This window comes from Staphylococcus sp. AtHG25, assembly GCF_003217445.1.
GTDB classification, from domain to species: domain Bacteria; phylum Bacillota; class Bacilli; order Staphylococcales; family Staphylococcaceae; genus Staphylococcus; species Staphylococcus haemolyticus.
Genome location: NZ_QJSN01000003.1, coordinates 240403 through 253891, shown reverse-complemented (window position 1 = coordinate 253891; position 13489 = coordinate 240403). Strand labels below are relative to the sequence as shown.

At 33.6% G+C, this 13489-nt stretch carries 12 protein-coding genes; 7 read left to right on the top strand and 5 right to left on the bottom strand.

Translation table 11 applies throughout. The features are described 5' to 3' along the window. Positions 1 to 193 precede the first annotated feature (193 nt). Positions 194 to 1660, bottom strand: coding sequence for a sensor histidine kinase (locus BDW31_RS04185; protein WP_053025084.1), 1467 nt, complete (start codon positions 1658 to 1660; stop codon positions 194 to 196). Then, positions 1650 to 2330 (bottom strand): response regulator transcription factor, encoded by a 681-nt coding sequence (locus BDW31_RS04180; RefSeq protein ID WP_053025083.1) that lies wholly within the window; start codon positions 2328 to 2330, stop codon positions 1650 to 1652. Before BDW31_RS04180 ends, BDW31_RS04185 begins: the two co-directional genes overlap by 11 nt. A gap of 151 nt (positions 2331 to 2481) precedes the next feature. Here BDW31_RS04180 and BDW31_RS12450 point away from each other — a divergent pair, with 151 nt between their 5' ends. Continuing rightward, positions 2482 to 2712, top strand: a complete 231-nt coding sequence (locus tag BDW31_RS12450) for a hypothetical protein (RefSeq protein ID WP_052071612.1) — start codon at positions 2482 to 2484, stop codon at positions 2710 to 2712. Between the two features lie 117 nt (positions 2713 to 2829). Beyond that, positions 2830 to 4005 (top strand): MFS transporter, encoded by a 1176-nt coding sequence (locus tag BDW31_RS04170; protein ID WP_053025082.1) that lies wholly within the window; start codon positions 2830 to 2832, stop codon positions 4003 to 4005. 56 nt (positions 4006 to 4061) lie between these two features. Here the strand turns inward: BDW31_RS04170 and BDW31_RS04165 are convergent, their stop codons facing one another. Continuing rightward, entirely contained in the window at positions 4062 to 5411 is a 1350-nt protein-coding gene (locus tag BDW31_RS04165) for a carboxylesterase family protein (protein ID WP_053025081.1), read from the bottom strand. Positions 5412 to 5843: 432 nt separating this feature from the next. Further along, complete coding sequence (locus BDW31_RS04160; protein WP_053025080.1) at positions 5844 to 7508, bottom strand: APC family permease; 1665 nt, start codon at positions 7506 to 7508, stop codon at positions 5844 to 5846. 185 nt (positions 7509 to 7693) lie between these two features. Between BDW31_RS04160 and BDW31_RS04155 the strand changes: the two genes are divergently transcribed. Continuing rightward, the gene (locus tag BDW31_RS04155) at positions 7694 to 8293 is read left to right on the top strand and encodes a YdeI/OmpD-associated family protein (protein WP_053025079.1); all 600 of its coding nucleotides are present in this window, start codon (positions 7694 to 7696) and stop codon (positions 8291 to 8293) included. 96 nt (positions 8294 to 8389) lie between these two features. Here BDW31_RS04155 and BDW31_RS04150 read toward each other — a convergent pair whose 3' ends face one another. Then, the gene (locus BDW31_RS04150; protein ID WP_053025078.1) at positions 8390 to 9433 is read right to left on the bottom strand and encodes a 2,3-butanediol dehydrogenase; all 1044 of its coding nucleotides are present in this window, start codon (positions 9431 to 9433) and stop codon (positions 8390 to 8392) included. A gap of 430 nt (positions 9434 to 9863) precedes the next feature. Between BDW31_RS04150 and BDW31_RS04145 the strand changes: the two genes are divergently transcribed. The 4 genes from BDW31_RS04145 to BDW31_RS04130 are packed head-to-tail and all read left to right on the top strand — an operon-like array spanning position 9864 to position 13464. Then, entirely contained in the window at positions 9864 to 11171 is a 1308-nt protein-coding gene (locus tag BDW31_RS04145; protein WP_070581928.1) for a betaine/proline/choline family ABC transporter ATP-binding protein, read from the top strand. Beyond that, the gene (locus BDW31_RS04140) at positions 11171 to 11806 is read left to right on the top strand and encodes an ABC transporter permease (protein WP_053025076.1); all 636 of its coding nucleotides are present in this window, start codon (positions 11171 to 11173) and stop codon (positions 11804 to 11806) included. Before BDW31_RS04145 ends, BDW31_RS04140 begins: the two co-directional genes overlap by 1 nt. 24 nt (positions 11807 to 11830) lie before the next feature. Continuing rightward, positions 11831 to 12778: an osmoprotectant ABC transporter substrate-binding protein gene (locus BDW31_RS04135; protein WP_053025075.1), complete on the top strand. Its 948-nt coding sequence runs from the start codon at positions 11831 to 11833 to the stop codon at positions 12776 to 12778. Then, positions 12778 to 13464 carry an ABC transporter permease gene (locus BDW31_RS04130; protein ID WP_037550177.1) on the top strand — a complete coding sequence of 229 codons (687 nt, stop codon included), beginning with the start codon at positions 12778 to 12780 and terminating at the stop codon, positions 13462 to 13464. The genes BDW31_RS04135 and BDW31_RS04130 overlap by 1 nt, the downstream gene beginning before the upstream one ends. Positions 13465 to 13489 lie beyond the last annotated feature (25 nt).

Genomic DNA, 13489 nt, shown 5'->3' with positions numbered 1-13489 from the left:
AAACTCATTAAAAGGGTATCTTTTGGTTATAGAAATTATGATAATTTGCGTAATCGAATTATTATAACTTCGCGACTATTTGCCTCAACAACAAAAAAAGAGATTAAACAACCTAAGGTTGCTTAATCTCAATATTTGGACTCATCAGTCCGATTTGACGTAGAGCCCCAAATGAAAGCTGACTTTTAATTTACTATGCTGTATCCACCAATACGATATGGAAATGTACACCTTGCTTAGATGGTAATAGTGTAATTGAACCATGATGATAATTAACAGCGTCTTTTATGATAGATAAACCGATACCATGTTGAGCTTTATTCGTTTTAGACGTATACGACTGTCTAAATAGTGCATCAATATTAGCGTGAGGTAGGCCTTGTCCGTCATCCATATAATCAATCATCAAGTTATTTTCAATTTTAGAAATAGTTATCTTTATGCTAGGGTTGATCTCATTATGATCAATACTATTATTGATTAAATTTATCAGAAGTCTCTCGAAATACAATTTATTCCCATAAAACGTTGATTCATCTTCAAGATGAAAGTCGCATGTTAGGGATTGGTAACCAATAATTTGAGCAATTCGATTAACTGTTGATTGAATAGGAAAGTTCTCTTTATCATGCTTCATCTGATTGGTTTCCATATCAAACGATTGATTCAAGCTATCAATCAAATCACTCATAAACGTTGCTTTCTCCGAAATAAGTTGAACATAAGATTGTGACGCTTCATCAGCTTGTATTAGTTTAGAGTATCCATAAATCGTTGTAAGTGGTGATTTTAGATCATGAGAGATTTGACTAATCCACTTCGATTTATAATATGACATTTGATTATGATAAAACTTATCAGACAACATTTGTTCATTCAATTTCGACAAAGATGCGTCCAGTTCCGGATATGTTCGACGATTCTTAAATCGCTTACGTTTCGACGTAGGCTGATGTAGTTTACCTAAAGACAAATTGCCAATCCAATCAATGTAAAAGGATAACGGTCTTGTAAGACGTTTTGAAATTAGAATGGCCGTTAAAGCAATTAAGATGATGTTAGCAACGATGAACGAAATGAAAAGTACAATATACGTATTCTTGCTATCATTAAAGGCTTTGCCAAAGTTATCATTCCACAGTATAGTTCTTTGACCTGGATTCTTCACAAATTGAAGTTCATTATTTGAAATCAAATAGTTGTAATGATTGAAATCTAAAGATGATAAACTATCAAGTAGTTGTGATGTTTTGATTTCATCGCTATTTGTTATTTTAGGTTGTTTCATTTTATTTCTATAGATATAAACAAGATACGTGCCTTCTTTTGATACAACAGAATTCGCGTTATTTATGTTTTTTAATAGCGTTGGTTTTATATTTGTATTACGTTTCCATTTTGGGTAGAGAATGTCACCATTTTTACGGACGAAATATAAATCAACGTTACTCTTCTTGGCTAACGATTTAAGATTGTCATTTGGTTCTTTGGCAACTCCGTATGTTTCTAAATAGGTTGGTTCAATTTCGTTAATATCCCAATAAATATTAGGTAAAACTTTGAAAAACAATATAATTATTAATACACACGTGATAGTGAAATTTAGAAGTACAAATATAGTCATATATTTAAGAAACTTTAATGTAAATTTATTGATCATTGCCATCTTCCTTGAACATGTACCCTTTGCTGCGTACAGTTTTAATCATCTTAGGTGAATTAGGAGTCGCTTCAATCTTCTTACGCAAAGTTCTAATATGTACCATCAAAGTGTTATCATCGACACCTGTATCGTATCCCCATACTTTAGCGTAAAGCTGATCTTTCGTAAGTACTTGGTTCTTATTTTTAACAAGATACGCTAATAAATTATATTCACGATTCGTAAGGTTGATTGGTTTATCATTAATACACACCTCCGTACTATTGAAGTTAATAGTTAAATCATTATAACGATACATCGACTGATCTTTATCATTTAAATGTAAAGACACTCTATAATATAACTCCATAGGATCAAAGGGTTTCTTAATATAATCAACTGCACCTTGTTCGAAGCCTTTATAAACATCTAAATGTGTTGTTTTAGCAGTAACTACGATAACGGCTGTATCATTTAAATCAATATATTTCAATAACTGATAACCATCTTCAGACTTTAAATTTAAATCTAATAATATAACTTGAAAATTGAAGTTCAATAATTCAAATTTTGCATCTTTAATATTATCAACGGATTTAATGTGTCGTATCCCTTTTGTACTTAAAGATAATTTCATTAACTCATTAATATCTTTATCATCTTCAATAATAAGTACTTCGCCGTTCATTTAAACCACCTCAATATCTATCTTATATAACTTTTTAACATTTAACTATTCCGATAATAATTATTTAAGGAAAAATTAAGATTAAACTAAGTAGTATTTAATTTGAAAATTTTACTATATAACTAAATCATTGAACGAAGGAGCAAATTATATGAAAGTTATATCCCATCTGCTTGGAATTATGATTACACTACTTGCACTATTTAATATACTTAGATTTTTAATAAGCCTAGTTGAAAGTTATTTTAATATGAATTTTGGTTTTGATTTTGTATTGCATAATAATTATGTGACTTACGGTGCAATTGCATTACTTGTTCTTTCAGCATTTCTACAAGAACTTATCGAACATCAATACAACAATAATGAAAGTCTCTTTTAAAACATTGGGGAAGAAAAATATAAGTGAATATTATATAATGGAACAGTTACGAAACTTGAAGAACAGTGCGTAGCTGTTTTTTTATGTAAAAATGATTAAATGAAAGGGGTATGAATGATGTCTGTTATGCGGATAGCCACATTTATCATCAGCGTATTTATTGTAGGTATGGTTGAAATGATGGTCGCTGGTATCATGAATTTAATGAGTGATGACTTAGGTGTTTCAGAAGCGATTATTGGACAACTTGTCACGCTTTATGCATTAACCTTTGCAATATGTGGACCTATACTTGTTAAATTAACCAATCGATACCCTGCACGTCCCGTATTACTATGGACTTTAGTCATCTTTATAGTAGGGAATGGCATTATCGTCGTAGCGCCTAACTTTACGATTTTAGTCATCGGACGTATATTATCATCAGCCGCTGCATCATTAATTATCGTCAAAGTCTTAGCACTAACAGCAATGCTAACGATACCTAAGAACAGAGGTAAGATGATTGGCGTTGTCTATACTGGATTTAGTGGTGCAAATGTCTTTGGTGTGCCAATCGGTACGATGATTGGTGATTGGATTGGTTGGCGTTTCACATTCGTATTTATTATTGTTATTAGTCTTATTACCGGCTTATTAATGTTGAAATATCTTCCAACCACTACGGAACTCAATCAAGCCAATAGAATGTATAATAACGTTTCCGATGATAATCAAGTTACAACTCATATTGTTCGACCAGTTGAGATCGTTAAGTTTTTAGCAATTACATTGCTTATTCTAATCGCTAATTCAGTGACGTTTGTATTTATCAATCCACTTATTTTAGAGAATGGTCACTCCATGGGCTATGTATCATTAGCGCTACTCGTTAATGGTGTTGCCGGTGTTGTTGGTACATCAATGGGTGGTGTGCTAGCTGATAAGTTGACTAGTAAGCGATGGTTAATTATTGCTTTCACAGTATTTATTATAGTTATGTTAGCTATTAATTTAATTTTATCTACAACAATACTATTATTAGTTGGACTCTTTATTTGGAATATCGTGCAATGGAGTACGAACCCTGCGATTCAAAGTGGTATTATCGAACATGTTGAAGGTGACACAAGTCAAGTAATGAGTTGGAATATGTCTTGTCTTAATGCAGGTATTGGTTTAGGTGGTATTATCGGAGGCCTTGTTGTTTCAAATATGAATGTTGAAGCGGTCACGTTTGTAAGTGCCTTTATAGGTTTATTAGGACTGATTATTGTACTTACATTAAAGAACGTACATTATGCTAAAAGTTAATATCATATAACCATTTTAAACCCGTGATGGATGCGTGCATCTATCACGGGTTTTCCTTATTTATATACACGTGGTTCTATGCGATTTATCGAGTAAGGTTCGTAGGGCATGGTGCCTGTTCTAGCGTAATGAACTAAGTCACTTATCATACGTTTGCTTAATTCGAACTCATTGTTTGAAATTTTAATAGAGTGACCTTGTAGTATATCCATCTTACCGAACCAGAAGACTAAATCTAAAATATGATAAGCACTTGCAAAATGAACATGTTCAGGTCGAGCCCAATCAAAGCGTAACAACCAACGATAAGAATTATTACTCATTTGTTGAAGTAACATAAATGTAGGCTGTTTAAAATATAACTCCGTCACGAAATATGCTTGTTGTTTTCCAGTTTGAACACGACTGAAATCGACGTGGATATGATTTAATTTCATGACATCAACGAAACGTTGAGGGTTCAGTTTACGTGATTCATTTCGGATATAACAATCGCCTTCATCTTTCGTATAGCTTAATACAATCGGTTTGTTGAATTCAGATAGAGGCCTATACATCTTGCTATCTTTAATCGGTTGATATATTAATTCTAAGCCTTTAGATTTGCCACGTGCTTTCTCCTCATATGCCATTAATTGTAGAATGGCTTGATCATCTAAATCGTTTATACTTTTTCCGGAAAAGTGTTGTTGCATTAAATCATCAAAATATTGTGCTTTCATCATGCCAGTTTCTGCTGAATCTAACTGCAATATGCCACTTAATAACATGACTTGATTATAATAGTGGTCAAGTTGTGGTTGCTGCATCAATGCTTGAATACTCATACTGCCTGCTGATTGACCCCATAATGTAACATTGTTAGGATCTCCGCCAAAATACTCAATAAAATGTGCAACCCACTTTAATACCGCAATTTGATCAGATAGACCGTTATTTTTATCGTAGTGCGCGTTAAAGTAAGACCAATCTAGAAATCCTAATGCACCTAATCGATAGTTGAACGTAATCACAATGACATCATGTAGCTCAACAATATGTTCTGGAGTATATAATTCTGCTGAACCATGACCATTTATAAAGCCACCACCATAAAAGTAAATGATTACAGGTTTCTTTGCTTTGCCAGTCGATTGACGCCAAATGTTTAAATGTAGGCAATCTTCATTAAGTTGAAATTTCTGTTTCGTAGTTGAAAAAAACGTTTCTAATTTATTGAATGGTTGTGGAGGGATTGCTCTGAATTGTGTAGCATCAACCAATGTATTATAACTATAGATAGGACTAGCGTGTTTAAAACGACGATGTCCAATAGGGGGATATGCATAAGGAATGCCTAGAAATAAATCTAAATTCTTATGTGTCAAACCTTCAAAAGCACCATACTTCGTATTAATTATTACCATCAGATCATCACCCAACATTTATCAATTACTTTAACTATAGCATTATTTTATAAGTTGAAAGATATTGAATGCTGTTCTATTCTAAAAAGAGCCTGTGACATAATTCAATGACTCAGACTACAAATATATATTGGCAGTAGTTGACTGATTTAAAAATACACTTTTAACAAGCTTTTTTAATTCTAGTCAACCTTGCTTGGTGGGCGGGGCCCCAACAAAGAGAATTTCATTAAGAAATTCTACAAGATAAGCAAGTTGGGGTTCGGGGCCCCAACAAAGAGAATTTCATTAAGAAATTCTACAAGCTAAGCAAGCTGGGGTTCGGGGCCCCAGCAAAGAGAATTTCATTAAGAAATTCTACAAGCTAAGCAAGCTGGGGATACAACGAAATAAATTTTGGAAAATATTATTTCTGTCCCACTCCCTACAATATTAATCATTATGTTGTTGGATTGCTTCTTTTCTATCAGCTTCCTGTTGTTCTGCTTCCATTGTATCTTCTTTCATTTGTATATTAATCTTCTTAGCGCGTTTGTAATATACACTCTTGAAGTGACTTGTAATACCAATTCTATAAAAGACAAGTGCTAAAACTATTATAACTAGGAAATCGTAAGGGTAGTGTATTAAGTTAATACCTTTAAACTCTTTACTACCGATAAATGACATACAAGCTAATAAGATTAAGTAGACAATAATCCATATACTTCCGCCAATTTGTTTTTTAGTGTTTTTCCAATTCATTTTATACTCATAGAAGAAATAAATTGGTAATCCTAAAATAATAATCAATATAACTTCAGCTGTGGTTGGCCACATCGCCCAATAAATTGCTAATGAAGCAAGTACAAATGATAATGGTGCCATTACTTTTAACATCGTGCCTCGGAATGGTCTGTGTAATTTAGGTCCCATTTCACGTAACGACATTACCGTAGTTGGTCCTGTTAGGTAAGCGACTAATGTTGCTGTTGAAATAACAGCGGCTAATACACCCCAATCACGGAATAACGTCACCATGACCATACTGATGATCGCATTAAATACGATGGCTACACGTGGAATGTTATAAGTTGTATTAATTTTACCTAAGAACTTAGGAATATGACCATTACGTTCCATTGCATTTAATACACGACCAGTAATCGCAACAAATGAAACGCCTGTACCAAATGGTGAAACAACTGCTTCGATGTATAGCAAAATAGCTAACCAGTTGATGCCTAATAAGATTGCCATGTCTGCGAATGGTGAATTGAAGTTGATACCACTCCAACCATGCTCATGAATCATTGATTGTGGCATTGATGTAATAAATGTACTTTGTAGTATGATGTACAGAATTGCGCTCAACGTTAATGAAATTGCAATGCCACGTGCAATATTCTTTTCAGGATTTTTAATTTCAGATCCCATATTAATGATTGTTTGGAATGCATTAAATGAGAAGATGATTCCTGATGTTGTTGTTGCTGCAAAGATTGGTGCACTACCGTACGGCATAAATTCGCCAATAGATGAACCGTAGTTACTAGTGTCGAAACCTGAAAGCATTAACATGATGATTGTTAGTAACGGTACACCTAATTTAAAGAACGAAATTAAACTAGTGAAAGACGTTAATAATTTAACTGACCAATAGTTTAATAAAGAAAAAATAATGATAATGACATAGACAGCGAATAATCCGGTCGTACTGATTGAACCATTATGCATTAATGCAGAAGTTGGTTTGGCCCAATCCCAGGGCCATGAACTGATGTATTGTACAGCGGATACTGCTTCAATTGGAATGATAGTAACTAATGATACCCAGTTTGCCCATGCGGCAATAAATCCTAACAATGAACCGTGTGAGTATTGAGCATAGTTACTCATACCACCAGATTGCGGAAACATTGTTCCTATTTCAATATAGTTATAAGAAATCGTTCCTATAACTATAAACCCGATAATCCAAGATAAAATGGCTGCAGGACCAGCTGCAGAAGAAGCTTCCCATGCACCAAATAACCAACCTGAACCAATTAAACTTCCTAGTCCTAATAATACAAGTTGGACCAGACTGATTTTACCTTCGTTATGATTTTGTCCCATAAATACTCCTTTATGTTGTTTTAATATTCATCAAAAATGATACGTTATAATTATACGCTTATCATTTCATTAGTCAATTTATGATTTTGTAAATTTACAAATGATTGTGTAATTAATAGTTATTTATTGACTTAAATAATATAGTGATTGTATTGTTATCAAACTAACGATATGAGGTGACCAAGGTGCCAGAGAAACAATCCGATAAACAGGTATTAGCTTTTTTAGAAAAAGAAAGTCAATGGAAGGAATCTTATCAATATTTAAGAAATTTAATATTTGATGAGTCAGAATTAGAAGAAGCATATAAATGGATGCATCCAACATATATCGTTAATGATAAAAATGTTATAACGATTCATGGTTTTAAACATTATGTAGCGTTACTATTTCATAAAGGTGCAATTTTAGAAGATAGATATAAAACGCTAATTCAACAAACAGAGCGAGTTCAAGCAGCAAGACAATTACGCTTTAAAACACTGGATGAAATTAAAGCGCGTCGAGATGAAATTTTATATTATATTAATGAAGCCATTGAAGTTGAAAAGGCCGGAAAGAAAGTTGAAATGAAGAAGACAGAGGACTATGAAATACCTGAAGAATTACAGCAAGCATTCAATGATAATCCTAAGTTAGAAGAGGCATTTTACAAATTAACGCCTGGTAGACAGCATCAGTACATATATCACATTTCACAAGCAAAGCGCAGTCAAACAAGACAAAGCAGAGTTGAAAAATATATTGACCATATTCTTGATGGTAAAGGCATGTATGATAAATAAATGTTAAGAAAAAAGCTTTTAATCTTCATCTGTAGAGATGTCGATTAAAAGCTTTTATTTAAATCAAGTTAAAATGTATCGATGTGTTAATTCAAATTAGCCATTTAATTTAACTAAAATTTTAGCTTGAGATTTATCGTTTACTAATTGTTCGAATCCAGATTCAACAATGTTTTCTAATTCAATTTCATCTGTTACTACGCTCTTAACATCTAAGCTACCGTTCGCAATTAAATCAATTGTTTGTTGGAATGTAGTAGGTGAGTATGCAATTGTAGATGTTAATTGAACACCTGAGTTAGTTAATAACATTGGGTCGAAATCTACTGCATGAGCAAAGATTGATACGATGACAACTGTACCTCTTGGACGCGTAACTTGTACTGATTGAGATAATGTTACGCCAACACCAGCAACTTCAAATGTAACATCTACACCATTTTCAGTATGTTTGTTAATAAAGTCTACAGGATTTGTATTACCAGAGTTAACTACATGTGTAGCGCCGACTTCTTTAGCTTTAGCTAAACGCTCTTCAGATAAATCAAATACGAAGATTTTACTTGCACCAGCTGCTTTAGCTGCAACAATTGTTAATAAACCAATTGGACCAGCACCAAATACTGCTACTGTATCACCAAATAATAATTTACCTTCTTTAACTGCTTGAACCGCAACTGCAGTTGGTTCTACTAAAGCGCCTTCTTTATCAGATACACTTTCAGGTAATGCATATACATTTTCTTCTGGTGCATTTGTAAATTCTGCAAAGCCACCATCAGAACCTAAACCGATAAATGAATAACCATCATATAAGTCAACACTTTCATCTTTCTCATGTTTAGATACAGTTGGGTTAACAACCACACGGTCCCCTTTTTTATATTTAGTAACGTCTTTACCAACTTCTTCAACAACACCAGCAAACTCATGACCTAAAGTAACAGGTGCTTTTTGTCCAAGTAGTGGATCAGGTTTATCTGTAGAGATGAAGACTGGTCCTTCTAAGTATTCATGTAAATCAGTTCCGCAAATACCTGCCCATGAAACTTTTACTTTTACTTCATTGTCTTTTAATTGCTTAGGTTCACGATCTTCCACGCGAACATCTTTTTGACCATACCATACTGCTGCTTTCATTATTACAACATCCCTTCGATAAATACTTATTACACCTATAGACTAATACTATTAATTTCGTAATGCAATTTTGAATACAGCTTTATAATATTTATTTAGAAAAGTTTGACAATTTCACGAATTTTATTGTCAGCAACTTTATTTTCGACAGTTTTTAACTTGATCATGCTTGAAACAACTTAAAAAAATTGTAATTGTGAATTTTTTTAATCTTTTCATATAAGAAATGTTTCAAAAAATTATATAGGGTATATAGATATAAAAGATGAAAAAAGCTTGAATTATATAGAAATTGAATTAATCAAAATTTTATGAAGCAAAGGCCATGAGGCTCTTGTTTAACTTATTACGTATTTGTTTAACAATGGGACTACTGGCCTTTTTGTTTTATGAGCTTTTTTATCTGGCAACAATAGGAAGGAGCAATCTAATGACGCTAAGTATTAAAAACTTAACAAAAATTTACTCTGGCAATAAAAAAGCAGTAGATAACATTTCATTAGATATTGAATCTGGTGAATTTATTGCCTTTATTGGGACAAGCGGTAGCGGTAAAACGACAGCTTTACGAATGATTAACCGAATGATTGAAGCCACTGACGGCACAATTGAAATGAATGGGAAGAATGTTCGAAATATGAATCCAGTTGAATTACGTAGAAGTATTGGCTATGTTATTCAACAAATTGGATTGATGCCTCATATGACCATTAGAGAAAATATTGTCTTGGTACCAAAGTTGCTTAAATGGTCTAAAGAGAAGAAGGATGCTAAAGCAAAAGAATTAATCAAGTTAGTAGACTTACCTGAAGACTATTTAGATCGTTATCCATCAGAATTATCAGGTGGTCAACAACAACGTATTGGTGTCGTGCGTGCATTAGCTGCAGAGCAAGATATCATCTTAATGGATGAACCTTTTGGTGCATTGGATCCAATTACGAGAGACACTTTACAGGATTTAGTTAAAGATCTTCAAAAGAAATTAGGGAAAACATTTATTTTCGTGACACATGATATGGACGAAGCGATAAAGCTCGCAGACCGAATTTGTATCATGTCTAAAGGGAAAGTTGTTCAATACGATACACCGGATAATATTCTTAGAAATCCTGCCAATGATTTCGTTAGAGAATTTATTGGACAAAATAGATTGATTCAAGATCGTCCGAATATGAGAACGGTTGAAGATGCGATGATTAAGCCTGTTACGGTAAATGCCAACGACACGCTCAATGACGCAGTCAACGTTATGCGACACAGACGTGTCGACACAATATTTGTTGTTAACAATCATCATCATTTACTTGGATTCCTAGATATTGAAGATATTAACCAAGGGTTACGTCAACGTAAGGAATTAATCGATACAATGCAACGAGATGTTTACAAAGTCCATATTGATTCTAAATTACAAGACTCCGTACGTACGATATTAAAGAGAAATGTTAGAAACGTACCAGTCGTTGATAATGACAACGCACTTATAGGTCTAATTACACGTGCTAATCTTGTCGACATTGTCTATGACTCTATTTGGGGTGAAGAAGATGATGAGATGACATTGTCTGATTCGCACATGAATGATGTCGAACGCGAAAATGAGTTAGGTAACATCGAAAAAAATGAACATGCCGAAGACCGTCCAAATGACGCTACAACAAAGCAAAAAGATGTTACAGATAGATTAGATACGCATGATGTGAAGAATTCTGATCATTCGGGAGTTGATCGTTAATGCGCCAATTTTTCCAAGAATATGGAAGCCAACTTGTATCGAAAACGATAGAACACTTTTACATATCAATTATCGCGTTATTAATTGCGATTGTAGTTGCGGTTCCGTTAGGCATTTTATTATCTAAGACGAAACGTACTGCAAATGTAGTGTTAACGATAGCGGGTGTGCTTCAAACGATTCCGACGTTAGCAGTATTAGCCATTATGATTCCAATCTTTGGTGTAGGTAAGACGCCAGCGATTGTCGCATTATTCATTTATGTATTGTTACCAATTTTAAACAACACAGTTCTAGGAGTACAAAATATTGATAAGAATATCATCCAAGCTGGAACAAGTATGGGTATGACAAAGATGCAGTTAATGAAAGATGTCGAATTGCCATTAGCCTTACCACTTATACTTAGTGGTATACGTTTATCAAGTGTATACGTAATCAGCTGGGCTACATTAGCTAGTTACGTTGGCGCTGGTGGACTCGGTGATTTAGTCTTTAACGGATTAAATTTATATCAGCCACCAATGATTATTAGTGCTGCAATTCTTGTAACGTGTCTAGCTTTACTTGTCGATTTCATACTTTCTTTTATTGAAAAGTGGGCCGTGCCTAAAGGGCTTAAAGTATCTAGATAAATACAAAGGGAGGATTTTAAAATTATGAAAAAGTTAAAACTTACTTTCATACTTCTTACTATGTCTCTCATCGTATTATCTGGATGTAGTTTACCAGGTTTAGGCGATGGTGACGGTAAAGATAGTGTGAAAATTACTGCCACAGAAACTAGTGAAACAAAAATTATGGCAAATATTGAAAAATTAATGATAGAACATTATACAAATGGCAAAATTAAACCTACTATTGTTGGTAATTTAGGTTCCAGTATTATTCAACATAATGCATTACAACGTGGAGATGTGAATATGTCAGCAGTAAGATATACTGGAACAGAATTGACGAGTGTACTTGATGCCCCACCAACAAAAGATACTAAAAAAGCAATGTCAGAGTCACAAAGACTATTTAAAGAAAAATATAATCAGAAATATTATGACTCATTTGGGTTTGAAAATACGTATGCATTCATGGTTACTAAAGAAGTAGCTGAGAAATATCATTTAGAAAAAGTTTCAGACTTAAAAAGATATAAAGATGAATTACGTTTAGGTATGGATACACAATGGATGAACCGTGCTGGTGATGGATATCCAGCTTTCCAAAAAGACTATGGGTTTAAATTTGCGAGTGCACGCCCAATGCAAATTGGTTTGGTGTACGATGCTTTGAAAAATAAAAAATTAGATGTTGCTGTTGGTTATTCAACAGATGGACGTATCGCTGCTTACGATTTGAAAATCTTAAAAGATGATCGTAAATTCTTCCCACCATATGATGGAAGTCCATTAGCCACTGAAAAATTAATCAAAGATCACCCTGAAATTGATAAAGCACTGAAAAAATTACAGGGACAAAATAGTACTAAAGAAATGCAGAAATTAAACTATGAAGCGGATGGAAAAGGTAAAGAACCTGCCGTTATTGCAGAAGAATATTTGAAGAAACATAATTATTTTGAAGATGACAGTAAGAAAGGTGGTCAAAAATAATGAAAGGTAACTTGTTAAGCTCACTTTATGAATACTATACCTTGAACTTTGGCTATCTTATGGAACTCTTTTTCAAACATTTATTAATGTCTATTTATGGTGTGTTATTCGCTTGTATTATTGGCATTCCGATAGGGATATTAATTTCAAGATATACGAAGTTATCATGGCCTATTATTACTATCGCGAATATTATCCAGACAGTTCCAGCAATCGCAATGTTAGCAATACTTATGCTAGCACTTGGGTTAGGTCCTAATACTGTAGTGTTTGCAGTATTCTTATATGCGTTACTTCCAATTATTAAGAATACGTACACTGGCATTACCGAAGTAGACTACAATATTAAAGATGCAGGCAAGGGGATGGGAATGACTAAGAATCAAGTCATGCGTATGATTGAATTGCCATTGTCATTATCAGTGATTATTGGTGGTATCCGTATTGCTCTAGTTGTAGCGATTGGTATCGTGGCAATTGGCTCATTTATTGGAGCTTCAACACTAGGGGATATTATTATACGTGGTACAAACTCTACTGATGGTACGGTTTATATACTTGCTGGTGCCATTCCAATTGCGTTAATTGCGATTATTATAGATTTAGGATTACGCTTCTTAGAAAAGAAACTTGATCCAACAAGTAATAGTAAGAAACGAGACAATAAAGTTCAAAGCATCAATTAATGATTGCAAACCGAAAAAACCTGAA

What these genes read in the sequence shown, in the direction of transcription:
- BDW31_RS04185 (WP_053025084.1), bottom strand. Translation starts at nt 1,660, where the DNA reads ATGATCAATAAATTTACATTAAAGTTTCTTAAATATATGACTATATTT.
- BDW31_RS04180 (WP_053025083.1), bottom strand. Translation starts at nt 2,330, where the DNA reads ATGAACGGCGAAGTACTTATTATTGAAGATGATAAAGATATTAATGAG.
- BDW31_RS12450 (WP_052071612.1), top strand. Translation starts at nt 2,482, where the DNA reads ATGAAAGTTATATCCCATCTGCTTGGAATTATGATTACACTACTTGCA.
- BDW31_RS04170 (WP_053025082.1), top strand. Translation starts at nt 2,830, where the DNA reads ATGTCTGTTATGCGGATAGCCACATTTATCATCAGCGTATTTATTGTA.
- BDW31_RS04165 (WP_053025081.1), bottom strand. Translation starts at nt 5,411, where the DNA reads ATGGTAATAATTAATACGAAGTATGGTGCTTTTGAAGGTTTGACACAT.
- BDW31_RS04160 (WP_053025080.1), bottom strand. Translation starts at nt 7,508, where the DNA reads ATGGGACAAAATCATAACGAAGGTAAAATCAGTCTGGTCCAACTTGTA.
- BDW31_RS04150 (WP_053025078.1), bottom strand. Translation starts at nt 9,433, where the DNA reads ATGAAAGCAGCAGTATGGTATGGTCAAAAAGATGTTCGCGTGGAAGAT.
- BDW31_RS04145 (WP_070581928.1), top strand. Translation starts at nt 9,864, where the DNA reads ATGACGCTAAGTATTAAAAACTTAACAAAAATTTACTCTGGCAATAAA.
- BDW31_RS04140 (WP_053025076.1), top strand. Translation starts at nt 11,171, where the DNA reads ATGCGCCAATTTTTCCAAGAATATGGAAGCCAACTTGTATCGAAAACG.
- BDW31_RS04135 (WP_053025075.1), top strand. Translation starts at nt 11,831, where the DNA reads ATGAAAAAGTTAAAACTTACTTTCATACTTCTTACTATGTCTCTCATC.
- BDW31_RS04130 (WP_037550177.1), top strand. Translation starts at nt 12,778, where the DNA reads ATGAAAGGTAACTTGTTAAGCTCACTTTATGAATACTATACCTTGAAC.